The sequence below is a fragment of the Phycisphaerae bacterium genome (assembly GCA_024102815.1).
Taxonomy (GTDB): domain Bacteria; phylum Planctomycetota; class Phycisphaerae; order UBA1845; family UBA1845; genus JAGFJJ01.
This window is the reverse complement of sequence record JAGFJJ010000048.1, coordinates 341,716-365,470: the sequence shown is the minus strand read 5'-3', so window position 1 is coordinate 365,470 and position 23,755 is coordinate 341,716. Positions and strand designations below refer to the sequence as shown.

The 23,755-nt window shown below is 63.0% G+C and carries 23 protein-coding genes; 13 read left to right on the top strand and 10 right to left on the bottom strand.

What is annotated here, in order from left to right; genetic code table 11:
• Nucleotides 1-44: 44 nt before the first annotated feature.
• Together J5J06_12590 and J5J06_12585 are read right to left on the bottom strand one after the other, a co-directional pair.
• Entirely contained in the window at nucleotides 45-1,283 is a 1,239-nt protein-coding gene (locus J5J06_12590; GenBank protein MCO6437922.1) for a beta-ketoacyl-[acyl-carrier-protein] synthase family protein, read from the bottom strand.
• Nucleotides 1,284-1,442: 159 nt separating this feature from the next.
• Nucleotides 1,443-2,441, bottom strand: a complete 999-nt coding sequence (locus J5J06_12585) for an NAD-dependent epimerase/dehydratase family protein (protein ID MCO6437921.1) — start codon at nucleotides 2,439-2,441, stop codon at nucleotides 1,443-1,445.
• Nucleotides 2,442-2,990: 549 nt separating this feature from the next.
• On the opposite strand from J5J06_12585, the gene J5J06_12580 reads away from it, so the two are divergent.
• From J5J06_12580 to J5J06_12570, 3 genes are all read left to right on the top strand, one after another.
• Nucleotides 2,991-3,764 carry a hypothetical protein gene (locus J5J06_12580; GenBank protein MCO6437920.1) on the top strand — a complete coding sequence of 258 codons (774 nt, stop codon included), beginning with the start codon at nucleotides 2,991-2,993 and terminating at the stop codon, nucleotides 3,762-3,764.
• Between the two features lie 218 nt (nucleotides 3,765-3,982).
• A complete protein-coding gene (locus J5J06_12575) occupies nucleotides 3,983-4,225 on the top strand; it encodes a cytochrome c (protein MCO6437919.1) in 243 nt (80 codons plus the stop codon).
• Nucleotides 4,226-4,392: 167 nt separating this feature from the next.
• Nucleotides 4,393-4,569, top strand: a complete 177-nt coding sequence (locus tag J5J06_12570; GenBank protein MCO6437918.1) for a hypothetical protein — start codon at nucleotides 4,393-4,395, stop codon at nucleotides 4,567-4,569.
• 107 nt (nucleotides 4,570-4,676) lie between these two features.
• On the opposite strand, the gene J5J06_12565 is transcribed toward J5J06_12570, so the two are convergent.
• Complete coding sequence (locus J5J06_12565) at nucleotides 4,677-5,030, bottom strand: DMT family protein (protein MCO6437917.1); 354 nt, start codon at nucleotides 5,028-5,030, stop codon at nucleotides 4,677-4,679.
• A 400-nt stretch (nucleotides 5,031-5,430) separates the two neighbouring features.
• Between J5J06_12565 and J5J06_12560 the strand changes: the two genes are divergently transcribed.
• From J5J06_12560 to J5J06_12550, 3 genes are all read left to right on the top strand, one after another.
• Nucleotides 5,431-5,871 (top strand): Hsp20/alpha crystallin family protein, encoded by a 441-nt coding sequence (locus J5J06_12560; GenBank protein ID MCO6437916.1) that lies wholly within the window; start codon nucleotides 5,431-5,433, stop codon nucleotides 5,869-5,871.
• 80 nt (nucleotides 5,872-5,951) lie between these two features.
• Nucleotides 5,952-6,350 (top strand): Hsp20/alpha crystallin family protein, encoded by a 399-nt coding sequence (locus J5J06_12555; GenBank protein MCO6437915.1) that lies wholly within the window; start codon nucleotides 5,952-5,954, stop codon nucleotides 6,348-6,350.
• Nucleotides 6,351-6,417: 67 nt separating this feature from the next.
• Nucleotides 6,418-6,888 (top strand): Hsp20/alpha crystallin family protein, encoded by a 471-nt coding sequence (locus J5J06_12550; GenBank protein ID MCO6437914.1) that lies wholly within the window; start codon nucleotides 6,418-6,420, stop codon nucleotides 6,886-6,888.
• A 513-nt stretch (nucleotides 6,889-7,401) separates the two neighbouring features.
• Here J5J06_12550 and J5J06_12545 read toward each other — a convergent pair.
• The 4 genes from J5J06_12545 to J5J06_12530 all read right to left on the bottom strand — a co-directional run bounded on the left by J5J06_12545 (nucleotide 7,402) and on the right by J5J06_12530 (nucleotide 10,775).
• Complete coding sequence (locus J5J06_12545; GenBank protein MCO6437913.1) at nucleotides 7,402-8,406, bottom strand: DHH family phosphoesterase; 1,005 nt, start codon at nucleotides 8,404-8,406, stop codon at nucleotides 7,402-7,404.
• Between the two features lie 208 nt (nucleotides 8,407-8,614).
• Nucleotides 8,615-9,760 (bottom strand): sulfate adenylyltransferase, encoded by a 1,146-nt coding sequence (gene sat / locus J5J06_12540; GenBank protein ID MCO6437912.1) that lies wholly within the window; start codon nucleotides 9,758-9,760, stop codon nucleotides 8,615-8,617.
• Between the two features lie 154 nt (nucleotides 9,761-9,914).
• Nucleotides 9,915-10,268, bottom strand: a complete 354-nt coding sequence (locus J5J06_12535; GenBank protein ID MCO6437911.1) for a hypothetical protein — start codon at nucleotides 10,266-10,268, stop codon at nucleotides 9,915-9,917.
• A gap of 162 nt (nucleotides 10,269-10,430) precedes the next feature.
• Entirely contained in the window at nucleotides 10,431-10,775 is a 345-nt protein-coding gene (locus J5J06_12530; GenBank protein MCO6437910.1) for a hypothetical protein, read from the bottom strand.
• A 357-nt stretch (nucleotides 10,776-11,132) separates the two neighbouring features.
• On the opposite strand from J5J06_12530, the gene J5J06_12525 reads away from it, so the two are divergent.
• Complete coding sequence (locus J5J06_12525) at nucleotides 11,133-11,765, top strand: PH domain-containing protein (GenBank protein MCO6437909.1); 633 nt, start codon at nucleotides 11,133-11,135, stop codon at nucleotides 11,763-11,765.
• A gap of 49 nt (nucleotides 11,766-11,814) precedes the next feature.
• Here the strand turns inward: J5J06_12525 and J5J06_12520 are convergent, their stop codons facing one another.
• From J5J06_12520 to J5J06_12510, 3 genes are all read right to left on the bottom strand, one after another.
• On the bottom strand, nucleotides 11,815-13,530 hold the full coding sequence (locus tag J5J06_12520; GenBank protein ID MCO6437908.1) for a PQQ-dependent sugar dehydrogenase: 1,716 nt from the start codon (nucleotides 13,528-13,530) through the stop codon (nucleotides 11,815-11,817).
• 242 nt (nucleotides 13,531-13,772) lie between these two features.
• Nucleotides 13,773-15,632 carry a VWA domain-containing protein gene (locus J5J06_12515; GenBank protein MCO6437907.1) on the bottom strand — a complete coding sequence of 620 codons (1,860 nt, stop codon included), beginning with the start codon at nucleotides 15,630-15,632 and terminating at the stop codon, nucleotides 13,773-13,775.
• A 354-nt stretch (nucleotides 15,633-15,986) separates the two neighbouring features.
• Entirely contained in the window at nucleotides 15,987-17,153 is a 1,167-nt protein-coding gene (locus J5J06_12510) for a 4Fe-4S cluster-binding domain-containing protein (protein MCO6437906.1), read from the bottom strand.
• Nucleotides 17,154-17,507: 354 nt separating this feature from the next.
• Here J5J06_12510 and J5J06_12505 point away from each other — a divergent pair, with 354 nt between their 5' ends.
• The 6 genes from J5J06_12505 to J5J06_12480 all read left to right on the top strand — a co-directional run bounded on the left by J5J06_12505 (nucleotide 17,508) and on the right by J5J06_12480 (nucleotide 23,752).
• On the top strand, nucleotides 17,508-18,122 hold the full coding sequence (locus J5J06_12505; GenBank protein ID MCO6437905.1) for a MarR family transcriptional regulator: 615 nt from the start codon (nucleotides 17,508-17,510) through the stop codon (nucleotides 18,120-18,122).
• A 42-nt stretch (nucleotides 18,123-18,164) separates the two neighbouring features.
• The gene (locus J5J06_12500; GenBank protein MCO6437904.1) at nucleotides 18,165-20,468 is read left to right on the top strand and encodes a mechanosensitive ion channel; all 2,304 of its coding nucleotides are present in this window, start codon (nucleotides 18,165-18,167) and stop codon (nucleotides 20,466-20,468) included.
• Nucleotides 20,469-20,520: 52 nt separating this feature from the next.
• Nucleotides 20,521-22,017, top strand: a complete 1,497-nt coding sequence (locus tag J5J06_12495) for a trehalose-6-phosphate synthase (protein MCO6437903.1) — start codon at nucleotides 20,521-20,523, stop codon at nucleotides 22,015-22,017.
• A gap of 73 nt (nucleotides 22,018-22,090) precedes the next feature.
• The gene (locus J5J06_12490; GenBank protein ID MCO6437902.1) at nucleotides 22,091-22,660 is read left to right on the top strand and encodes a sigma-70 family RNA polymerase sigma factor; all 570 of its coding nucleotides are present in this window, start codon (nucleotides 22,091-22,093) and stop codon (nucleotides 22,658-22,660) included.
• Between the two features lie 55 nt (nucleotides 22,661-22,715).
• A complete protein-coding gene (locus tag J5J06_12485; GenBank protein ID MCO6437901.1) occupies nucleotides 22,716-23,189 on the top strand; it encodes a hypothetical protein in 474 nt (157 codons plus the stop codon).
• A complete protein-coding gene (locus J5J06_12480) occupies nucleotides 23,186-23,752 on the top strand; it encodes a periplasmic heavy metal sensor (GenBank protein MCO6437900.1) in 567 nt (188 codons plus the stop codon). The genes J5J06_12485 and J5J06_12480 overlap by 4 nt, the downstream gene beginning before the upstream one ends.
• Nucleotides 23,753-23,755: the final 3 nt, after the last annotated feature.

Here is a 23,755-nt window from a genome sequence, read left to right as displayed (position 1 = left end):
TCAATCAGTTCGACCGGAAAGCCCCACGCTTCGCCGGATTCCACCTAAACGTTGTATCGTCGAACCACGACGGCCGAGTTCGTCCCCAGCATACCGAACGAGTTGTTCAGAATGTACTCCACCTTGCCGACTGACTGTGGCTTACCCACCACCAGATTTCGAACCGCACATGCCGGGTCCAGATCATCCACGTTGATCGTGGGGTGAACCAGCCCGTCCTCGAACGAACCCAGATTCCCCGCCAGTTCCAGTGCTCCGGCCGCGCCCATCGCGTGCCCGATGAAACTCTTCGTATTATTGATCCACGTATTGCCGCAGTCGCCGAAAACCTGCCGCACGGCCTGCGCCTCGCGGATGTCGCCCAGTTCCGTCGCCGTGGCATGGGTGCTGACGATATTCACCGCCGCCGGCGCGATTCCCGCCCGGGCCAGCGCCAAATTCATGCATTCCGCCAGGCGCTCGGTATCGGGCACTACCGGATCGACCGCGTCGGAGTTCATCGCATACCCGACGATTTCCGCGACGATCCGGGCCCCCCGCCGCCGGGCATCGCTCAGCCGCTCCAGAACGTATAGGCATCCGCCCTCCGACACCACAATCCCGTTCCGCGCCCGATCAAACGGGCGGCTGGCTTTCGTGGCGTCTTCGTGCCGCGCCAGGGCGTTCTCGCTCGCGAAGCTGGCGAAGATACCGAAGGAGTGAATGGCCTCCGACACGCCGCCGGCCAGCGCCAGATCGACCTCCCCAAGCCGCAGCATCTGCACGCCCTGAATCAGACCCGCGTTTCCCGCGGCGCACGCGGCGCCGATGGTGTAATGCGGACCTTGCAGCCTGAGGTTCAGCGTCACCTCCCCCGCCGGGTTGTTGGCCACGGTGCGAGGGTTGTGATGGTGCGACCAGTACCGTACGTCATAGTCGTACTGGCGGATCACGTCAATCTCGTTTTCCGTCTCCACCGTGCCGTGCTCGGTGATGCCGATGAACGTCCCCACTTGAGCCCGGTCAAGCGTATCGAGATTGATCTCTGCGTGGCGCAAAGCCTCGTGGGCACAAAAGATGGAGATGGCCCCCGCCCGCGTACCCCGACGCCGCTCCTTTCGATCCTGGTGCTTTCGCTCGTCAAAATCACAGACCCCCGCGTGCACCTTGCCCATGAAGCGCGTCTCGATCGTGGTCACACCGGAGACACCGCCCAGGAGATTCCGCCGGTACGCCTCCGGCGAGTCGCCGTTGGGCGCCGCTAACCCTATTCCGGTAATGACGATACGTTCCGCGTCGTTCATCAGCACTGGCCTGCCTGCGCCCGGGCCGAACTGCCCGCCGGGATGCTCGCCGGACCCGCACGGGGAAGATGAGGCATGGTAGCAATTGTCGCCCAAAAGGAAACGCGCCCAAGCCGCACAAAGTGGCGGAATGCTGTCGGACAGTCCTGGGCGGCGTGCCTATGCGCCCCTCGCGCCGCGCAGGCTTCGCACCAGCGTCTCAACCCCTTCGTCAGTCCCGACCCTGGGAATATAGCCGAGGTCGCGCCGCGCCGCCGAAATATCGAAGTAATGCGATTGCCCAAGCTGCATCGCTACGAAGCGCGTCAGTCGCGGCTCGCCGAGAAACGGCAGCCCTCGGTGTGCGAATTCCATCAGCGCTCCTATTCGATACGCCGTGGCAAGCGAAAGCGACCTTCGCGACCCCGGGATCCCCAGCTTGTCCAAAAGGCCGCGAATCCAGGGCCACAGCGAAACCGGTTCGCCCTGGCTGATGAAGTACGCCCCTCCTGAGCACGCCGCGCCCGGTTTAAGGGCATCCGCAGCGAGAATGTGCGCGTCCGCGGCGTTGTCAATATAGGTAATATCAACAAAGTTGGTGCCGTCGCCGACCTGCACCAGTCGGCCGGTCCGGGCGCGGTCGATGATCCGCGGGATGATGTGCGGATCGCCCGGACCCCAGATCAGGTGCGGTCGGATGGCAACCGTAGCAAGATCGCCCCCGTTGGCCGCGAGGACTTCGCGTTCCGCCACCGCCTTGGTGCGGGGGTAGTCGGCCAAGTAGCGGTCGGGGTACGGCTGCGATTCATCCACCCCGCAAAGGGGCGCGGCTCCGAACACCACGCTCGGCGAGCTGGTGAGGACGAGCTTGCCGACCCCGCTCGCTCGACATGCGGCGAGGACGTTTCGCGTTCCCGTGATGTTGATCTGCTCGAACTCCCGCCGCCGGCCCCAGACCCCGGCCAGCGCTGCCACGTGAAAGACGGTGTCCACACCCCGGCAGGCCTCGTGTACCGTCGCCGCGCCGCGAATGTCCCCGCGGATGCACTTGACCCCCAGCGATCGAAGATGCGGATATTCCCCCCGCCCGAGCACGGCAACGGCGCAACCCCGCTCCACCAGCCGCCGCACAATGGCCGATCCGAGAAACCCTCCGCCGCCGGTAACGAGAGTGGTCATGTTAGGACGCTCGGCCCCGAGGTCTGCCCGGTACCACCGGGAGTCAATTATAAATCTGCCGCGTCCCATGCCCACACGTCCTGCCGTGCCGCTTTCCTCCGCCCGAAGCCATGCCGAGGGGTATGCGGACACCGGCTTGTTCGTCGCTACCCGTTGGGCGGATCTCAATGCCCGATTGCCGGCCACAATTCCCGCGTTCCGAGAGACGCCGCCCTCCCGTTGACAGATCAAACGTAGCGGCGTAATCTGCGCGTTCATTGATACCGGATCTCAGTTAAGTCGGTGGTGACCATTGGACGATTTCAAGAATAGCTGAGAAAAATAGCGTCCAGCAATGGAAAATGGGCCATTTTTGCGCGGATTCCGGCGGCGACCTGGAAGTGCAATGTCCAACGATTTTGCGACATGGATTCAATTAATAGAGAGCGTGCGATTGGGTCGGCAAGCTTGGAAGCGGGAAACGGTCCGAAGCCCGGCCTCGCGGATCCGCGGGGCCAAGTACGGATGTGTGTCGGTCGAGGCGGCGCAATTAGACGCAAGGAGCACGTGATGAGGAATTGGTTTGGATCCTCTACGGCGGTCAGCTTGGTCCTGATGCTCATTGCCGGGCGTGTTAGCGCCGGCGAACGTCGCTTTACTTACGTTTATGAATCGACCACCGAGAAGAAGGGCGAATGGGAGTTCGAGCAGTGGGTCACCTGGAAGACCGCGAAGGAGAGCAATCGTGACTTTGATCGTTTCGATTTTCGCACCGAGATTGAATACGGCGTCACCGATCGGCTCCAGTTGGGCTTCTACGTTTCTGACTGGCGCTACGAAGAGAATCGTCGGGAGAACAGACATCGCGGGGAGTGGAATAACGTTGCCCTTGAAGGCATCTGGAATCTTTCGGATCCCAATGCCAATTTCCTCGGACTGGCGCTCTACGGCGAAGTCAAGGTCGGCGATGAGCTGCTGGAGGTTGAGAGCAAGTTCATCGCCCAAAAGAACATCGGAAAGCTCACGTTGGCCTACAACGCGATACTCGAGGCTGAGTGGGAGGGACACGACTATGACGAAGACAACGGCGAGCTGGCGCAGACTTTCGGCCTCAGCTACCAGGTGTCACCGCAATTTCTGGCCGGTGCTGAATTACTTCATGAACTGGGTATCCCCGACTGGCGCGGCGTTAGGGGGAAAGCGGTCCTTTACCTGGGGCCCAACTTCTCCTATCGCGCAAAGAAGTGGTGGGTGACGATGACCCCCCTCTTCCAGGTCAGCGACATCGAGGACGAGCCCGATTTCCAGGCCAGGCTCTTATTCGGCATTCCGCTGGGCGGGTGATCGCCGACAGAACCGATGTTGTCGATCCGTTCTCCATCATGGAATCGGATGTTAGCGCAGCATTTCACTGCGACGGGAGCTGCCCGATGTATTCCCATGATCCAAGAATTCGTCTTCTGCGGCGACGCGCCCGCCTTGCTGTAGGCTCGCCATTCCTGGTTGCCCTCCTGGGATGCCTTACCGTCGAACAAATGGCGCCTCGCGTCGAGTCCGTGCTCGTGACCGCAAACACGAGCAACGAATCACTCGCGGCGCTGGAGGAGGGACGCAACATCTACATAACCGACTGCGCCCGTTGCCACAGCGTTGAGCGGGTTAATCGATATACGGTCGCGCAATGGGAGAAAATCGTCGAACGCATGGCACCAGAGTCAAAGCTCGACGCAGCCGAGAAGGATGCACTGCGCAGCTACTTGATGGCCGCGCACAAATATATGTCGCGCCTGCCCTCCAACCCATGAAATGGCCGTGCGAAATGCTCGTCGCCGCAATTATGAAACTCGGATGGAGCATTCTGCGGTCGTAAGGGGTGACGAGCGGTGTTCAGGGCCCGGGATTACCGGGTGGCCACGATCAAGACCATGATTACGGGATTCGTTCGAGGTACAACAGAAAAAGGAGATTGGCAGTGAATTTCGGGAAACTTCGGAAAGCGTTCTTGCTGGTTTCTGGTCACGCTCTGCTATTCGCCTCCGGCGGATGCCTGCCGGACAATATCTTCGCGGACACCGCCGGAGACATCGTGAACAGCCTCATCCTCAATGGTTTCAACATGTTGCTTGCCGGCACCGGTGTTCAGATATGACCTGAGACAGCCGTAAGTGCGAGAGACTACCGCTTGGTAAAGGGCGGCCAAGCGGGCCGGCCGCCCTTTGCCAACTCGTGGGCATGGCCGACGGCTCGACGCTCCCATTACCCTCCCACCTTCACGTCTCGGAACATGAAGAACGCCGCGGCCGTCAGGCACAGGCCCGCCCACAGATAATTGATCGTGATCTTCTCGCGCATGTAGAGCGCGGCGAACCCCGCGAACACGGCCATGGTGATGATCTCCTGCATCACCTTGAGCTGCCCCAGCGAGTACACGCGGAAGCCGATGCGGTTGGCCGGAACTTGCAGGCAGTACTCCAGCAGGGCCACGCTCCAGCTCACGAGTATGGCCACAAGCAGCGGCTTTGCTCGCATGTCCTTCAAGTGCCCGTACCACGCATAGGTCATGAAGAGGTTCGACCCGATGAGCATTACCACGGGCAACAGCCGATCCATCTGACATCCTCCGCATGAAGCACCATTGAGAAACCACTCGCCGGGCACGTCGGGCGGGGATTCTACCTGCCCGCCGCGCCAACGCCTCCAATGATGCGGGCGCCATGCCCTGCCCTGCCACGCTGCCACCTCGGCGCTGCCAAGGTGGCAAGGGACCGAAAATCAACCGGCGGATACAATCTGTAAGTGGTTATTTTTGCTGAACTTACGACCGCGACGCCTGAGTGTCATCCCCTGGCACAGGCGTTGCTCTTCTTCCTCCCGGCGACCGCGACGCCCTCCTTCGGGCGGGTTCGAGCGCGGTGCAAATCGCGGGTTGCAAGGCGAATGTAAGGCAAGAGCAAGACACGCAGGCGAAGATTGGCAAATGCGGCCATGGGTCGCAAAGGAGGATATCAGCATGTTTTCGAGAGTTCGATTCGAGCCGCTGGTGGGATTGCGTAACGAGATGGATCGTCTGTTCGATGAATTCAGCCGGGGCACGGCTCCGAACCGCTTCGCCGGGCGCTGGGCGGCAACGGGTTTCCCGGCGATCAATGTCTGGGAGGATGAGCGCAACCTCCACGCGGAGGCCGAGCTGCCCGGACTGACCATGAACGACCTCGAAGTGTTCGTGCAGGGCGACGAGTTGACCATCAAGGGGCGGCGCGACGACGCATCGCCCGAGGGCACGACCTGGCATCGCCGGGAGCGCGGCGTGGGTGAATTCAGCCGCGTATTGCGCCTGCCCGTGGCCGTGAATGCGGAAAAGGTCGAGGCGTCGCTTCGTGACGGCGTGCTGGCGATTACGCTGCCCAAGGCCGACTCCGTCCTGCCGCGCAAGATCGAGGTGAAAGGTTAAGTCGAGAACGCATGAGATCAAGGATCGATGAAGCCCATTCGACGGCCGGGCCGTCGCAGACATGACAAGGAGATGACACCATGGCAACGGATACGATTGAAAAGCCCCAGCAGGTGGAGGTCGCGCAGACGGAGCGCACGCGCAGCGGGCCGACCTACCTGCCCAACGTGGACATCGTGGAGAATAAGGAGGAGTTACTGGTCCGTGCGGACATGCCCGGCGTGACCCGCGACTCTGTGGACATCAACTTCGAGAATGGCGTGCTCACCATCGTGGGAAAGGTACTTCCGCGGCAGACGCCGGGCGCGAACCTGCTCCATCGGGAATACGGTGTGGGCGACTTCTACCGCACGTTCCGGGTGAGCGAGGCCATCGATGCGAGCAAGATCAGCGCGGAGTATGCCCAGGGCGTGCTGACGCTTCATCTTCCCAAGGTCGAGGCGGCCCGGGCGCGGAAGATCGAGATCAAGACGCAATAGTCATTCGCGCCGGTGAGCACGGTGGCGCCGGCCGGCGCGTCAAGGCAAAGGAGGTGTGACCATGTCCATGATTCCGTGGCGAGGCAAACGACAGGATGCGGAGGTCGAGCCATTCGGGGCGCTCGACGTGTTCCGCTCGGAAATGGACCGCATGTTCGACCGCTTCCTGGGCGGCAACTGGTCCCCGGGACGAATGGGCGGCATGGGCGACTGGCTGCCGAGCGTAGACGTCTCCGAAACCGACAAGGAAATCACGGTCCGTGCCGAGGTCCCCGGACTTGATCCGGACGACCTGGACGTCTCCGTGACCGGGAACGTGCTGACGTTTTCCGGCGAGAAAAAGGAGTCGTCGGAAAAGAAGGGCGAGAACTACAGCTACACCGAGCGGCGGTTTGGCTCCTTCCGTCGGAGCATTACCCTCCCGGCGGCCGTGGACGCCGGCAAGGTCAGTGCCAAGCACAGGAACGGGGTCGTAACCATCGTGCTGCCCAAGCTCGAGAGCGAGCGGCCCAAGCGCATTCCGGTCAAGGAAGCCTGACCGACCGTCGACCACGAAACGCGCACGGCGTCGGAGAGACCGATGCACGGCGCGTTGCTTGTAGAAAAAACGGGTGGGTTCTGGAGCCAACCCACCCGTCAGGCGTGAAGCGCTTTGGCCCACCAGGCCGCAGCGACTGTTCGGCAAAGTTGGTGCCTCTTCCTGCCCCGCCTCGCCGTTGACGAAACGGGGCAGGCACGGGCACCGATCCCCCCGCTTCTTTCCCTCGGGCTTGCGGTCGGCTTCGCCTCGATTCCCCTCCGAATCGCGACCTCCCCCCGCCGACGCTGCAAGTGCTTCTATTCCCCGATCCGTACCCTCCGAAGTGGATCATCTCCGGCGCCGGTTAGATCGCGATGAAGGTCAAGTAAAGATCGCAATAAAACGGAAATAGCGCGCACGTCGACGCGCGTTCGTTCTTCAATCGAGGGAAGGATGGTAATGCGGTCGGAAACGCTTGCAATCAATGTGATTGTGCGCGCGGCCCACGAGAATTCACAGGAATCGATCCTGTCACGCCACCGCGAAGCCTGTGAGATGTTGCTCCGCGACCGGGAGTACGCGGGCGATTGTTTCATCAAGCGACGCATCGACGATCGCCCCTGCGGCCTGCGCATGACCGCCGCCGCCGAACTGCGCGGCCAGCTCCACCACGGTCACATCGCCGCTGCCGCGAAAGTTGATGCGCGTGCGCCCACGACGACCCTCCGTGAAGAGCATGGCCAACTGCACGCCATCGAGCGAGCGCGGAACGTTGATCTGGTCGTCGATGTCCGCCGCCGTGCATCCCGCGTCGTGGATTTCCTCGTAGCTCGCCGAGCTGTAGGCGATGCGCCCACCCGCGGCCGTACGCGTGTTGGCATAAATCACGCGGAGCAGATCGAACTCGCCCTGCCGCTGGCTGCGCCACAGTCGTTCCCCGAGCAACCCCACGTCGGCGCCGAGCTCGACGAGGTCGGCCGCGGCGCGGAGCGAGGAGGGCGCCGTATTCGGCAGGGAGAAGCCGATCGAGTCGGTCTGGATGCCCGCGTAGAGAAGTGACGCGATATTGGCACTGATGGGTCGCCCTGCGGCGGAGAGCAGGTGATAGACCATCTCGCAGGTGCTGCCCGCCTCGATCACCCAGTTGATGGCCCCGTATTGCGTGTTGGTAATGTGGTGATCGATATTGACGATGGGTCGTCCGCCGATCCAGTCCGTCTGCTTGCGATCCGCGCCGACGTTGCAGCGTTCCTTCTTTGCCGTGTCGAGGACGATAAACCCGTCCGCGGCGGCGAAGTCCTCGTCGGTGGCGGGCTTCGCCTGCGTGAGGTCCATCAAGAATGACAGGCGCTGGGAGAGCGAGCCCTCCGGCAGCGACGCGCAGGGCGCATGGGAAGCATCAACATAGGCCGCCGCCACGGCGAACATCGAGCCCAGCGCGTCGGCATCGGGAACAACGTGCGAAATGACCACGGGCGCACGAAGCGCGCCGACGGCGGCGATAACTTCGGCGGGAACTTCGATCGCTCGATTCACATGAATTCCTTCCGCGAGCCGCAGGCTTCAGCCTGCGAGGCCTTTCCTGGCGTCGGTGTGCCACTGCTCTTGAGCAGTGCCCTTTCTTGAGCCACAGGTCCGAAACCTATGCGAAGTTGCGTTACCATCCGATCTGCGGATACTCGTCTGAGCCGCGGGCCCGAAGCCTGCGCGACCGCACAACACTCGATTACGCCAACTCGCTCATTCAGCTCTTCATCGAGTCGATCAGAATATCCGCGACCTCAGGCCGGGTGAACTCCACCGGCGGGCGCTCGCCGCGCTGGAGCATCTCGCGAACCTTGGTTCCCGACAGGAAAACCTGGTCGCCCTCGATCTTGGGGAATGTCTTGCCCGAGACCATCGCGCCCGCCTTCTTCGACCACGCCGAGTGCTCGAACTTCAGCGGCGCGATGCCCAGCGACCCTTCGGGAATCTCGTCGAAGATTTTCTGCGCATCGTAGGTGCCGTAGTAATTGCCCACGCCGGCATGATCCCGACCCACGATGAAGTGGCTGCACCCGTAGTTCTGCCGCAGGATCGCATGCAGAATCGCCTCACGCGGGCCTGCGTAGCGCATCGCCGCGGGCATGATCGAAAGCATGGTGTGATCCGGGTGATAGTAGTTTTCGATCAGGACGATGTAGCACTTCATGCGCACCTCGGCCGGGATGTCACCCTCCTTGGTGGCGCCCATGAGTGGGTGGATGAGCAGGCCGTCCACGATTTCCTGGGCGCACTTGGTGATGTACTCGTGGGCGCGGTGAATGGGGTTGCGCGTCTGGAACGCCACCACCGTGTGCCAACCGCGGCGCTGGAACTCCGCCCGCGTCCGCTCGGGGGTCAGGCGATGCTCCGGAAACATGGGCTCATGCCGGGGCGTGATGACATCAATCGGCCCGGCCAGGCACGTGTCGCCTTCATCCATCACCACCTTCACGCCGGGGTGAGCGATGTCCTCGGTGCCGAACGCCTTGAGCGCCTGCTTGCGTTTATCTTGCCGGTACTTCTCTTTCACCGTGAGATAGCCGAGCAAACGTCCGGCGTCATCGGCCAAAGCAATGCGATCGCCCACGCTCACTTTTTTCTCGACATCGTCCGACACGGCGCACGTGATGGGCATGGGCCAGAGCGTGCCGCTGCCGAGCTTCATGTTGTCGCACACGCTGTGGTAGTCGGCCTCGCCCATGAAGCCGTCGAGCGGGCTCATCGCGCCGATGGCGATCATCTCCAGGTCGCACTGCTGCCGCTCGGTGAGCGTGATGGTGACGGCCGGCGCCTTGGCATCGGGCTGGGCGCCTGTTCTGTGGATCAGCTTGCCCCCGTGAGGCTGAACGAGTTCGACCCCTGACATACAACTGCCTTTCAGTGAAAAACGATCCTGCTTATCTGCAGCGGAAGCCCCAGCGCACGATGATCTGAGGAGTTGCCGAGCAGCCTAGGGATTTCGTCGTTGGGATGCAAGGGCGGGCACGCCGCTCGGTCATCTCTCCCCGAGAAAGGGCCGATCAGGCCCCGACGTGCTGTTCGGACGACTTCTCGTCGAGGACCTCGGCCCCGCTGGCGCGGTTGATGTGCTCCGCCTGCTCGGCGACCTTGCGATACCCGAGATAGTGGATGATCTCGAAAACTTCCGACCACGACGGGAAAGGCCGCTCGTTGATGCGCTTGTACTCGTCGATGGCCATGATGAACTCGAGGAGCTCTCCGCTGATCTCGCCCTCTTCGGCGGCGCGGCGCACCTCTCCCCGGCGACGACCGGGACCCCGGCGGCGATCCATCCCCGATCGACGATCCACGCAGTTCGACCGCCGCTCGGGCTGCTTCTGTCTGCGATCCGGTCCCGTGTATTCTTCAGCCATATCCGAAGCATCGGACAGGCCTCTACAGTGCTTGATTTACGATGGGGCGGCGTACGGCCAGAATGCACCATCAGCGAGTTCGCGCGGCGGGATTCGCTGGATTATCAGGCGTTTGGACGGCGACGCCGCGCCGCGAGAGGCGGCGCGCTTACGGACCGAGGATCAGGCTTCGTCGTCCTCCTCCTCGTAATCGTCATCCTCGAAGTCGTCATCGTCGGGGAAGAACTCGTCGTCCTCATCCTCATCGTCTTCGAAGTAATCGTCGTCCTCGTCGTCGTCCTCCTCCCAGTCATCATCGTCATCGCCGGCGCAGACCGGCCAGGACCGCCCGTCCCAAACATCCCCGGTTCGCCAGCCATCCATCTCCGTGCTCGCGATGTCCGCGGCCATCGGCCCATCAAAGGCCGCCTCGCCCGGGACATGCCCGTCCGTGGCGGATTGGGAAAACTCTGCATCCAACGTCAGCATCATGTCCGTGTCGTCCCATTTCTCGATATTCATCACCATGGAGTGCACTCGCCGTGAAGCAATCCCGGATGTTCCCCACCTGCGTTGCGCGCACTCGGGAAGCACCGCACGCAGTACGCCATGTCCAACCGGAGCGAGCGCCCCCTCGCTCCCCGAAAGCGCGGCAAGTCTAGTACGCGCGTTCGTCTCGTCAAGCCAAAAATCGGCGGGATGACACGAAAGTAATCAGTGTTTTGCAGGCCCGTCAAACGGCGGTTTCCGCCCCCTTCTCCGGGGAGCGGTTTCGTCGCGCGAGACCGTCCGCCCTTTTTTTGCCGGATCGCGGATTAGCCAATGCCGCAAACATAGATAAGATGACTTGGGAAGGCCGTCCTTGCCTGACAGGAGCCGACCACGGTGAGTGATTCCACATCCCCCAACCGCGACCATCCGTCGCCGCCCGCCGATTCCCCCCGGCCGGTGCCGGAGACCGCCCCGGAAGAGCGTCCCGGCTTGCGACCCCCGGATTCCACTTCAAAAGCGGAACCCGAGGCGGAAAAGCCGCTCTGGACCGGGCGCACCCACTGGAAGCACTTCGCCGGGCGCATCTTCCTCTGGCTGGTGGCGATCATCGCCGTGGCAGTGCTCGTCGGCTGGATCGCTAGTTCGTCGGAGTCGCTGAACTGGCGGGGGGCGTTCTGGATCGATCTCGGCGTGGCCGGCCTGAGCGGGCTCTGGGTACTCGGCGGGGTGGCCTGGAAAATCTGGTCCTGCCGGTACCGCCTCACCTCCCAGCGCCTGTTCATCGAGCGCGGCATCCTCAGCCAGACCATCGATCAGACCGAGCTCGTCCGCGTCGACGACGTCCGCATCCGAAAGTCGCTCATGGACCGCGTGTTCGGCCTGGGCTCGGTGGTGGTCAACTCGACCGACGCCACCGATCGGCAGTTGATCATCGTCGGTATTCCCGATCCCGACCGCGTCGCGGAGCTCATCCGCTCCAACATGCGGACCATGCGGCGCTCGTCGCTCTATGTCGAGAGCCTGTAGAGAGGGAACCGGCGAACCATTGCCCCCGGATTACGGGCTTGCCGTCCCATCAGGAGAAAGCGCGCCTCCCGAATCTGAGCTTGCCGAGCGCCAGCAGGCTCAAGGCGAGGATCAGCATGCTCCATTCCGATGCGGCGGGGATAGCCGACTCGCAGCCCGGGATCGCATCGTCGAATCCCGGACAGAGATCGTTGCAATCCTCAACGCCGTCGCCGTCCGAATCGACGTCGGGTACGTTGCATCCGCAAACGCCGGGTGCCGTCTTGTTCGGGTCGTTCGGGCAGGCGTCACCGCATCGCCCGTCCGCGCCGTCGCCGTCGGGATCACCGAGGCAGGTCACGTCGTTCCCCTGATAGGACCCCCCTGCCGATCCGCAGTCCGCTTCCGTAAGTACCTCGCAGGTCAATCCACGACAGCAGGCACCGGTCGGGGCCGCGGCGATCCGCAATACGACGCCCGAATTGCCGCTCGGCGCGAGCTCATCCGATGCCATCACGTAGATTTCACCGCTTTGATCTTCGCCAAAGCCCTTGAGAAACTGCCCGAACGGATCGCCGTTCGGGGCGATGAAGAACTCCTTGCGGATGAAAGCATCAGGGCCGGACAACTCGGCGTAGTAAAGCCGCCCGGTCGGTCCGAAATCGCCGCTGAAGTCCCCGTAGACGTACTTCCCGACAAGTTCAGGGAATTGGGCGCCGCGATATACGAATCCTCCTATGACGGACAGGCCGCCGTCCGCGTGTGTGTACTCACTCACCGGATCAAGCAGCGGATCGCCGAGCACCGTGCCGACAGCCGGGCAACTCGCCGGCGGGTTGGCGGGCTGGAACGGGTCGAAGCAGTGCAAGCCTTCGCGAATCGCCCAGCCGTAATTGCCACCGGCCACGACGATGTCGACTTCCTCGAAAAGGTCCTGTCCCACGTCGCCGACGATGAGCTTGCCGTCTCCGCCGGGACCATCATCAAAGGAGAAGCGGAACGGATTGCGGAACCCGTATGCGTAGATTTCATCCAATCCGGGCCCGCCGACGAAGGGATTCGTGGGTGGGATCGCATAGTTCAAACCCGGCGGGGGAGGCGCGTCCACATCGATTCGCAACATTGACCCGAGGGGTGTATCGATATTCTGTCCGTTGCCGATCGGGCCGTGCGGAAGCGACACCTGGTCCAAGCCGTCGTTGGCTCCGCCACCATCGCCCAGTGAGAAATAGAGATAGCCGTCCGGCCCGAAGGCGACCGCCCCGGCGTTATGATTGAATTCCGGCTCATCGACTGTGAACAGGATGATTTCGGAAAGCGGGTCGGCCACGTTGGCACTGGGCGGTGTGGCCTGGTATTCCGCCAGCACCTCGCTGTGGCACCCGACAATGAAATTGCCCGGATCGCTGCAGGGTTCGCCGGGGTCACCCACGCGCGGCGTGCTGTAGCGAACAAAAAAGCGCCCGTTGTTGCGATAGTCGGGGTGAAACGCCAGCCCCAGAAAGCCCCGTTCGTCAAAGAAGCTGCCAAGCGTCGGGAGCTTGGCGCTCAGGTCGAGAAACGGGGTCGGCAGCAGGACGCCGTTCTCGATCACGCGAATCTGCCCCGCTTGATCGACGACAAAAAGCCGACCGGAATCGTCTCCCGCGTGGGTCAGCAACACCGGCGACGTCAGTCCGGTGGCGACCGTTTCAAGTTCAATCTGGATGGGATCGGCTGCGATCGCGCCGCTCGACCCCAGACCCGAAAAACAAACCGCAACGGCGGCGATCATTGGCCTGCGCATGATTTTACCCTCCCGCTTTCTTGTGAATGTCTTGTCGCGGTAGGGTCATTGCATGAAAAGTGAGGAATTGCTGAACCTGGTCCACCCGAAGGATCGTCACTCAGCCGGTTCACCCTCGGGAAACCCAATGCACGTCGGGCGAGGCGCCATCTGACACCCCGCCCGACGTTGGCTCCTTGCGAACCGTTCGCGCTGGCGCAAGCCGAAACTCGGCCTGGGATCGCCCTCGGAATCAGTTGAACCTACTCGATCAGTGCTACCGGCCTCGCCCCGCCCAGTTCCTGGAAGATCTGGTCGAGCTGCGCGCTGTACTCGCTGATCGAACCGCTGGCATGGAACGGCTCCGTGCCGCTGTAGCCGGCGATCTCGGCCATCGTGTCCACATCGGCTCCCAGACCGACGCTCACGGCGTAGATGCGGATCCCCTGAGCCACCGCCTGCTGCGCCGCGTACTTGGCATAGGCCTCACCGCCCGACGTCGAGTAATTGCCCCACTGGTTGATGTTGGCATTGCCATCAGTCAGCAGCAGGATGACCTTGCGGGCATTCGATCGGGCCCGAGCGCTGTTGAGCTCCTCGATGGCCCGTTCGATGCCGCCGCCCATGTTCGTATAGCTGTCATAGTGACCGGCCTGCATCTCGTTCAGGCGATTGCTCACCTGCTCGACGTCCGTGGTCAGATCGACCTCGTGCCGGGCCGTCGTGCCGTAGATCTCCAGCGACACCTGATCGTTCGTCCCCAGCGTGGTGAGCAGCTCGGTCATGTGCTGGACCGAATCCTTCACCGCCTGCATGGGCTGGGTCGGCGTATCCGCCAGATCGGACGTCTGGTCGTGCGCCGGCTGGCGCTCCAGCAGGTAGTTCATGAATGTCTTCAGCCCGAAGCGATATCGATAGGCGGAGTCGGCCTGGTACATCGCCGTGCTGTTGCTCCGCACATAGTTGTAGATCCAGTCGTTCCAACTTCCGGACTCGAAGGGATAGTCCACGAGCCAGGTCAGCTCCGACGATTCCGGCTGGTTGTTGCCGTCACCGTACTTGCGCTGGTCGGCGGGAATCGAGTTCCACAGCCCGCCGGACTTCCCGCTATCCCACCGCGCCAGGCCCAACGCCACGGCCGTTCGCACCGTCCAGCCGTATTGACCCCACGAGTCCTTGGAGCTGTCGTAGCTCGAACTCACCAGGGCATTGATCTCGCTCGAACTGTAGCCCTGTGCCGCGAGCCAGTTCTTCAGGTTCGCATTGCCGTTCCAGCTCGATCCTTTCGGCAGGTACGCCAGGCCCGGATCGGTCGCCGGGTCGTAGCTGTCATTGATCTCGTTGCCCCAGTAATACAGCCAACCCCACGTCGGCCCGACCTGCCCCCCGACATCGTCAACGCCCGGGTCGGCTCCGCCACCGCCCGGACCCACGGGTCCGGTGCCCGGCATGACCGGCGCCGAGAAAGGATCGCGGACCGGCGGAGGACTCACGCCGTCCACCCCGTGTCGACCCGCCAGCACGGACAATGCGTCCCATACCTCGAACAGGTTGTTGTCGGGATTGGGCAGCTCGCTGTCGTCCGTGTGCGACCCGGAAAGGTCCGCCACCACGGCAATATCCCGCGGGACCATCATGGCCGTGGCACTGGCCGTCAGCCCCGTCGAGTGCTTCCCGAATACGCTCGCGAAATACAGCGGGAGCGCGCCGTTCACCGATCCGCTTTCCATGCGCACCGTAATCCGCACGGCGTCAGGGAGGAAATTCCCGGGCTGGAACGTGTAGGTGTTGCTGTTCGCGTCGTAGACCGCCCGTCCCACGACCACATCCGAGGACTCGAGCGTGATCGATTTGGACAGTACGGGATTCTCCTCGACGATTTCCTGGGCGCGAGAACGCGCCAGTTCAATCGGATCAAGATCACCGTAGTCGGCCAACGCTTCGGCAGCCGCCAGCGCCGCGGCATCCGCCGCCCGCTGCAAATCCGCCTTGGCGTTGTACATCAAGCCCACGTCCACGGACAACGCCGCACAACCCAACAGCACGACCAGCAGAACCAGCACCTGCACGGCGACGACACCGCGTCGCCGTTTCTTGTCTGCACGATGTCTTCGATACGACATGGCTTCTATCCCCCCTTACGCATATGCGGCGACGCTCAGCGTGCCGCGACGGCGCCGGGCCCGAATTCGCTCCTTGGCGAGGCACCTGCGCCGATCGAAACAGATGGCAATGCAAACGTACGATCCGCATGGAACGGCAGATTTCGACCCCTATGCGGTGTTCACGCCATGGTCCGTTTTCGCCCGTAAATATAGTTAAGGTGTTACGCCTGTCGGGCGCAAAGATGTGCACGGGCCTGCCCCCAATACACGCGGCCCACCCATCTTAACAGGAGAGAAATCTGAAAAAATCTTTCGCTTTTTGTGCGGGAATCACCGTGGGTCCGGTAACGCGGGGTGCGGCGCGACTTCCGGCTATTCCGGGCCGTCGGTCACGTCAAGCCATTGGTACGGCGCGAATCGCGGAACCCCGCTCCCCTCCACGGGCGTGAGATGATCGAGCCAGTAGGCGTCATCATTGCGCTGGAATACCATGAACTTTCCGCGGTTGGCCGGGTCCTTGGCGCGGTGATAACGCATGTAGATGTGCTCATCGTCCACCGCCAGAACTTCGATCTTCCCCGTCTCGTGCGACATGACGAACTTCGCCCGCCGGGCCAGTCCCGATCCCCGACGCAGTGCCTCACGGAAAATCTCCCACCCGCGGACGATGGGCACCTCGTAGGGCTCGTTGCCCGCGGTCGGCCGGCCCTGGAACAGGTAGTATGGCGGACAACCGATCCACGACAGTCGCTGGTACAGTTCAGCCAACACTTCAACGTCGTCGTTGACGCCCTTAATCATCGGACACTGATTACAGCAGATCACGCCATTGCGAATGAAGCAATCAATACCCTCGACGGCCACGTCCGTAAGCTCGCGCGGATGATCGAAATGGGCCATCAGGTAGATGCGCCGGTCCGCATGGGAGTGCTTGCGGAGCAGCTCCTGCAGGGGCTGGTCGGTCAACACCCGCCAGGGATCGAAGGCCGGCATCTTCGATCCGATGCGGATAATCCGCACGTGCGCAATGTCCCTCAGGGCATCGAGAATCTCGCCGAGGCGCCGTGTGCTCATCAGCAGTGGATCGCCCCCGGTCAGCAGCACGTTGGTGATCTGTGGGTTATCACGAATGTACGCGATGCCCTCGGAGACGTCGTTGGTGACCTCGTCATTCTCGTCCATGAAGAGCCGCTTGCGAAAGCAGTAGCGGCAATAGGCACCGCACACTTCATTGCACAACAGCAGCACGGTGTGCGGATACTTGTGCTGCACGCCCCGCGTAACGGTCACGGCCTGCTCGTTGCTCGCATCGAGATTCCCCCACTCGTTGAGCTCCTCCTCCCGGGGGATGATGAGCTGCTTGATGGGGTCGTGCGGGTCGCTCCAGTCGATGAGCCCAAGGTAGTAATCGTTCGCCCGGAAGACATAGCGCTTCGCTACCTGCTTGAGATGGTTCCGTTCCGCCTCTGGGATGTGCGTCAATTTGTCCAGGTCACGGACGTACCGGACCCGACGAACGCCGTCGTTGCGGATCTCCATTGGCCGGCTCATGATGGTGTCGGTCATGGTTATCGCTCCTTGATGCTTGCAGCCGACATCGCCCATTGGCGGCGGTATTGGCCTGCCCGCATGAACGGGCGGTTACACGCCTGAAAGATACGACACAGAAGCGACGGAAAGCGGCATGTTGCTCCTTGCCGCTCCGCTCGTTCGCGAAGGGAACCGCTCGCAGCAGGGCCAAAACGGCGAGCGATTTGGGCTTTGTCCCGCTGGGTTGTATTCGACAAGTGTTTCGACGTCAAGAGACTTGACGTCGAAACACGAGCATTTACCATATCGGGCGTGGAAAAGGATCCAAATGACTCAGTTGAGGGCCGGCAGCCACAATTTTCAGTGGCTCTGGATGATTCGCCCGCGGGGGTCATCGGGCGGATTCTCGTCGTAGCCTATCAGTTGGAACGTCGCACGAATCGCCTCCTGGCCGAATACGACCTCAGCCTGTGGCAGCTTGACGTACTGGGCGCTCTTCGCCGCTCGGGCCCTTCCCATGCCCTCTCGCCAACCGAGTTGTCCCAGGCCGTCTGGCTATCCTCCGCCGCCATGACCAATCGAATCGACCGTCTGGAGGAATCCGGACTGGTAAGGCGCGCCCGGCACCCGGCTGACCGTCGTGGCGTGCTTATCTCGCTCACCGAACGCGGGCGCGAAGTGACCGACGCAGTCATGGGGCCGCGCCTCGAAGACGCGCGCCAGGCGCTCGCTTCCCTGAGCGGAGAGCAGCTTACGCAACTTTCAGGCATGCTGGCTATCTTGCAGGAACACCTTTCCGGAGAATGCGACCGCAAGCCAATCGCCAATGGGCGGGCGCGGAACGGCCCATCGGGCGGAGCGGCTGGCGGCACTTCGGAAGGGACCGGCACCGTCCAGAGCAATGCGGGGCATCCGTCGGACGACGGCCGGGGACGCGCCGTGTTTGCCCCCTTACCGCGAGACTCCTTTGGAACTTGAGTTTGGCATTCGGATGCGATCGAAGGGAATCAGGGAAGAAACATGCGACGAGTAGTAACACGGTTGGCATCGGCCTCGATGAGGCGCCTCTTCTTCACAGCGGCAGGTATGATCGCGCTGATTCTGTCCGCCGCCTTCGCGCCGGTACCTTGCCTGGCCCAATCGGGTCCTGCGGCGAATCAGAACGCGACTTCAAACGCAAACGGCAACCCCTCAGAAGCAACGCCTTCGCCGGAAACGAAATCCCCGGAAACACCCGCTTCCAATCCCCCTCCGGATACTCCGAAAAGCGGAGAGAAGTCTTCCGACCAGAAACCAACCGCCGACAAACCCGCGGGAAGCACGTCCGCTTCCGCCCCCAAAGAGACGGAGGCCGAACGCTACGCCCGCCTGCGCCGCGCCGCCGAGGAGACGCAGAAGCAGCTCGAGGACGCGCGCCAGAAACTCGAAAGGGCCCAGGCCGACTATGACAGGCTCGACGCCGAAGTGCAGAAGCTGACCACTGAGCTGGAGGAGAAGTCGGCCGCGCTGGAGAAAGCAAAACAAGCCAACGCGACGGAGGATGTCGCCCGGCTCGAATCGGAAGTCAACGATCTGGCCGAACGGAAGCGCCTGGCGACCGAGCAGCGCGATCTGGTCTTCAAGGAACGTAAGACAATTAGCGAGCAGATCCCTACGCTGGAGAAGCTCCTGAAGTCCAACAAAGATGCCGTCGCGGCGCTGGAGGGTCCGCCCGGCGACAAGCAGGCAACAACCAAGCCCGCCGAAATGCCCGCGGAGAAACAACCTGCCCAAGGGGCGCTGGCGGGCAACGCCAACGCCGCCGTCCAGGCCCCGGCGCAGCCGGCGAATCCTGCGGCGTCCGGTGAGGTCCAACCGTCCGCCAACTCGGGACAGCCGGCCCAGGCAACCCCTCCCGTTTCGCCGCCAGTTGCGGGCGCGCTTCCCGGAACAGCACCTGCCCAACCGGGAACCACGACGCCGCCCAAGCCGGTGAGTCCTGAACTGAAGAAGGCCACGGAGGAGCTGGAAGCCAAGCAGGCCAAGGCCCAGGAGGCGGCCGAGCAGGTCACGACCAAGGAACAGCAGATCGAGAACCTGCGCAAGCTCATCAAGCTGGACGAGCAGCTTCTCGGCACGGCCCACCAGAAGCGGGCCAACGCCCTGCAGTCCGCACAGACGCTTCGCGAGCAGGCAAGAAACAAGTGGGCCGATGGGGCGAAGCCCGACGAGATCAACAAGCTCTGGGCCCAGGCGGAAGAAGCCAATCAGCGCTATGTCGAGGCGCAAAAGGAAGTCGACGACATCATTGCCCGCGTCGACAAGCGCCAGACGGAGCTGGACCAGCTCCAGAGCGAACGCATCGCGGCAATGAAGACCGCCGAGAAGGAGCGCAAGGCCGCGGAGCAAGCCCAGCAAAAGAAGGATGAGCTGGAGAACCCATTCTCGCTCGAGAACCTCCGGACCTGGGTGGTGACGCGCGGGCCGCGCGTCCTGGCCATCATCCTCGGCGTTGTTGCGCTTCTCTGGCTGGTCGGTGTGATCGACCGGCGCGTCAGCAAGCGCATCGCGGCCCGTAGCGACAGGGGGTCCATGGTCGAGCGGGAGAACCGGGCGCGAACGCTCGTGCAGGTCATTCGCAACGCGGCCTCAGTCGTCATTGTCGCCAGCGGGTTCATTATGCTGCTCGGCGAAACGGGCATTGACCTGGCTCCCATTCTCGGAGGCGCGGCGGTCGTCGGTCTTGCCGTGGCCTTCGGCGCGCAGAATCTGGTCCGCGATTACTTCAGTGGGTTCATGATCCTGCTCGAGAACCAGTATGGTGTGAACGACGTGATCAGGATCGGCGACACGGCCGGCCTGGTCGAACGTATCACCCTGCGGATCACCATCCTCCGCGACCTGGAGGGCATCGTCCATTTCGTCCCCAACGGCGAAATCACCCGCGTCAGCAACATGACCCATGGATGGTCGCGGGCGCTGTTCGACATCGGCGTCGCCTACAAGGAGGACGTCAACCAGGTGATGAGTGTGCTGGTGCAGGTTGCCAACGAGCTGCGGGCGGAGCCGGAATTCAAGCTGCTAATACTCGAGCCGCCGGAAATGCTCGGCGTGAACGCGTTCGCCGATTCCGCGGTGGTCATCAAGTTTTTCATCAAGACCCGACCCTTGCAGCAGTGGAAGGTGAAACGCGAAATGCTGCGGCGAATCAAGATGCGCTTCGACGAGCTGGGCATCGAGATTCCGTTCCCGCACCGTACCGTCTACCATCGCTACGAGGAGTCCAACGGATCGGCCGAGCACCACCGCGGGTCCGAGCAGCCGTGGAGCGTGCCGGCGCCGTGACGCGGCGCCGGTGTCATGGAGACGCCGGCCGAAAACAGAGGAGGAATGAGTCATGCCGTCGCCGAGGGAAACGACGCTCGTGCAGGAACCGAGAAATATCGTGGAGCCGATTCAGGAACGCGGGCCGCGGTTTCCCGGCGAAGCTGTGGATGGAGGACCATCACTGTCCAAGACATCAACCGGCCAGATCGTCATTGTCGCCAATCGCCTTCCGGTGCGCCGCGCCAAGCGAACGCCTGTGGTATGGGAAACGAGCCCGGGCGGACTGGTATCGGCGCTTCGGCCGATCCTGCAAAGCCGCCCAAGTACGTGGGTCGGCTGGCCCGGTTTCACCGGCTCCGTCCCCAAGGCATTTCATCACGAGGGCATTCGCAATCGACCGCTCTCCCTTTCCCGCGACGAGGTGCAGAGCTTCTACGAGGGTTTCGCCAACCGCACCCTCTGGCCGCTCTACCACGACGCGGTCCGTCCTCCCGTCTACCATCGACGGTGGTGGTGGCCCTATGTGGACGTGAATCGCCGGTTCGCCGAAGCGGCGGCGGAGACGGCCGCCAAGAATGCCGTCGTTTGGGTGCACGACTATCACCTGCAGCTCGTGCCGGCCATGCTCCGCGAGCTCCGTCCCGATTTGCGCATCGGGTTCTTCTTGCACATTCCTTTCCCGCCGCGCGAACTGTTCTCGCAGATTCCGTGGCGGCGGCAGATTCTCGACGGGCTGCTCGGCGCCGACCTGATCGGCTTTCAGACGCATGACGGCGCCGTCAACTTCGTCGAAAGCTGCTGCCATTTCACCACCGCATCGGGCTGCGGGGAGTCGATGAACTACGAGGGACGGACTGTTCGCGCCCAGGCGTTTCCCATTTCCATCGATGTAGGCCGATTCGAGGAGATTGCCGCGGAGATCAAGACGAAGCGCTCGGCCGCGGGATTCCGCCGCCGGCTCAGCGGCCGCCGAAAGATCCTCCTCGGCGTGGATCGCATGGACTACACCAAGGGAATCGACATTCGTCTCAAGGCATACCAGGAGTTGCTTCGCAGCGAACGGGCCAAGCAGGAGGAGTGCGTCTTCGTGCAGGTGGCCGTGCCCAGCCGCGAGCGTGTGGATGAATATCGCGACTTGCGCAACCAGATCGAGCGGCAGGTCGGAGAGATCAACGGCGAGTTTGGACAGCTCGGCATGATGCCGGTCCACTACCTCCACCGAAGCTTTCCCATGGATCAGCTCGTGGCGCTGTACCGCGCCGCCGATGTCATGGTGGTGACACCGCTCCGCGACGGAATGAACCTTGTCGCCAAAGAGTTCGTCGCCTCGCGGCTCGACGACACCGGCGTGCTGGTTCTCAGCGAGTTCACCGGTGCGGCCAGCGAAATGCAGTCGGCCCTGCTGGTCAATCCCCACGATACCGACGGCTTGATCGCCACCATGGAACAGGCCCTGCACATGTCCGACGGTGAACAGGCCCGCCGCATGAGCTCCTTGCGAAAGGGAGTACGCGACCATGACGTCTTCCGCTGGGCCGAGACTTTCTTCGATAAGCTCTCCGCATGACCGGGTGAGCGGCCCACTTGCCCGATGACCCACCCGCGCCGTAGCCTGCGTCCCGTACAGCGCAGGCGCGGCCATGAACCGAACCGACGAGTGCGACAATCTCTCACCCACACCCGATGCCGCACTCATGGAGCGCGTTGCCCGGAGCGACCGCGCCGCGCTGGGCGAGATCGTCCGTCGCCATCAGCGCCGGGTGTTCGAACTCGCCTTCCGCACGACGAGCGATCGGGCGCTGGCCGAGGACATCGTCCAGGATTCGTTTCTGCGCGTGTGGCGATCGGCCGGCCGATACCAGCCGACGGCGCGCTTCTCCACCTGGCTCTATCGCATTGTGGTCAATCTCTGCCTGGACGCGTTCAAGAAACGCCGGCCCGGCTCGCTGCCCGCCGTAGACGACCGAAAGGGAGAGGGTGGTGATCCGGCGGACGGCGCGAGCGCCGCCCATCGTGCGGAGCGCGTCCGGGCCGCCGTCGACCGCCTTCCCGAGCGGCAGCGCGTGGCTTTGGTGCTTCATCGGTTCGAGGGGCTGAGCCTGGGGGACGTGTCGTCCGCCACGGGCTGGAGCAAATCGTCGGTCGAATCGCTGCTGGTACGGGCCTACGCCCGCCTGCGGGAGGAACTATCGGACGAAGCGGAAACCTGATCCGGCCCGCAGGCGACGAGCGGGTCGATCGTTCCAAAGTACGGAGGCCGTTGTCATGTCCTGTCCGTCCGAAATTGAACTCATCCAGATGATCGCCGGCGAGCTGGACGATCGCCGGGCGAAAGCGGTCACTGAGCACGCGAGATCTTGCGCAAGATGCGCGGCGCTGCTGAAGTCACAATCGGTGCTTTGGGAGACATTGGTAGATTTGGACGCGGCCGAGTCGCCCGACCTGTGGGAGCGCATCGAAACCGGACTCGACCGGAAGCAGACCGTCCCATTCCCGACGCCGGGTTCCCGGCAATTCGGCCTTCTGCGCGTGGCCGCCTCGCTGGCGTTTGCAGCGCTCCTCGGTATCGCCGCGGGGCGGTTGATCCCAGTGAGCCAGGAGTCATCCTCGACGGCGTCAGTGTCGACGGAGACTCCGCTGGAGGTGCTTGGTGCCGACGACCTTCTCGTGGACGCCGCGACGCGGCTTCCTCTTACCGTTGCCGATGACCTCGAGGAAAAGGCGGAGGGTGCATCATGATCGCCCCAAAGACGCGGAGTCTGCTCCTCTGGTCGGCCGTGCTGTTCGCGGGCAGTTTTGCGGCTACCGTCGTGCTTCGTGCCTCCGGCCCCCCTCCGCCGCCACCCGATCCGCTCGCCAGAGCGCTCGGACTGAGCCCGGAAGACGCCCGCGCCCTGCACGACCGTGATCCTTCCTTCGGGGCGGATCTCCGCAAACTCCGGGATCAACTGGACGCCACGCGGGAGGACTTCGCCCGGCTCCTGGAGGACCCGTCCACGCCGGAGCAGACCCTGCGCGATCAGATCGATCGGGTGATCGACACCCACAATCAACTCGAGCGCCGCGTCTTCGAACACATCCTGGCTTTGCGCGAGGAGCTCGACCCGAAGCAGAGGCGAGCGCTGCTCTCGCTTTGCGCAGAAGGGGTTCGCAGAGGACCGCGGGCGCCGTGGCGACATCGTGGGGGGCGTGGCGAGCTTGATGAGCCTCCCGGCGGTCCGGACGGCGGCGGGCCTCCCGGATGGGGGAGGGGACGTGGTGGACCGGGGCGCGGCCGCGGTGGACCGAACGACGGAAACTAGTTA

Coding starts and splice junctions, on each gene's coding strand:
- J5J06_12560 (MCO6437916.1), top strand. CDS start 5,431: ATGTTTTCGAGAGTTCGATTCGAGCCGCTGGTGGGATTGCGTAACGAG.
- J5J06_12555 (MCO6437915.1), top strand. CDS start 5,952: ATGGCAACGGATACGATTGAAAAGCCCCAGCAGGTGGAGGTCGCGCAG.
- J5J06_12515 (MCO6437907.1), bottom strand. CDS start 15,632: ATGTCGTATCGAAGACATCGTGCAGACAAGAAACGGCGACGCGGTGTC.
- J5J06_12565 (MCO6437917.1), bottom strand. CDS start 5,030: ATGGATCGGCTGTTGCCCGTGGTAATGCTCATCGGGTCGAACCTCTTC.
- sat (MCO6437912.1), bottom strand. CDS start 9,760: ATGTCAGGGGTCGAACTCGTTCAGCCTCACGGGGGCAAGCTGATCCAC.
- J5J06_12590 (MCO6437922.1), bottom strand. CDS start 1,283: ATGAACGACGCGGAACGTATCGTCATTACCGGAATAGGGTTAGCGGCG.
- J5J06_12530 (MCO6437910.1), bottom strand. CDS start 10,775: ATGGTGATGAATATCGAGAAATGGGACGACACGGACATGATGCTGACG.
- J5J06_12480 (MCO6437900.1), top strand. CDS start 23,186: ATGATCGCCCCAAAGACGCGGAGTCTGCTCCTCTGGTCGGCCGTGCTG.
- J5J06_12520 (MCO6437908.1), bottom strand. CDS start 13,530: ATGCGCAGGCCAATGATCGCCGCCGTTGCGGTTTGTTTTTCGGGTCTG.
- J5J06_12550 (MCO6437914.1), top strand. CDS start 6,418: ATGATTCCGTGGCGAGGCAAACGACAGGATGCGGAGGTCGAGCCATTC.
- J5J06_12580 (MCO6437920.1), top strand. CDS start 2,991: ATGAGGAATTGGTTTGGATCCTCTACGGCGGTCAGCTTGGTCCTGATG.
- J5J06_12485 (MCO6437901.1), top strand. CDS start 22,716: ATGTCCTGTCCGTCCGAAATTGAACTCATCCAGATGATCGCCGGCGAG.
- J5J06_12500 (MCO6437904.1), top strand. CDS start 18,165: ATGCGACGAGTAGTAACACGGTTGGCATCGGCCTCGATGAGGCGCCTC.
- J5J06_12585 (MCO6437921.1), bottom strand. CDS start 2,441: ATGACCACTCTCGTTACCGGCGGCGGAGGGTTTCTCGGATCGGCCATT.
- J5J06_12510 (MCO6437906.1), bottom strand. CDS start 17,153: ATGGAGATCCGCAACGACGGCGTTCGTCGGGTCCGGTACGTCCGTGAC.
- J5J06_12535 (MCO6437911.1), bottom strand. CDS start 10,268: ATGGCTGAAGAATACACGGGACCGGATCGCAGACAGAAGCAGCCCGAG.
- J5J06_12495 (MCO6437903.1), top strand. CDS start 20,521: ATGCCGTCGCCGAGGGAAACGACGCTCGTGCAGGAACCGAGAAATATC.
- J5J06_12490 (MCO6437902.1), top strand. CDS start 22,091: ATGAACCGAACCGACGAGTGCGACAATCTCTCACCCACACCCGATGCC.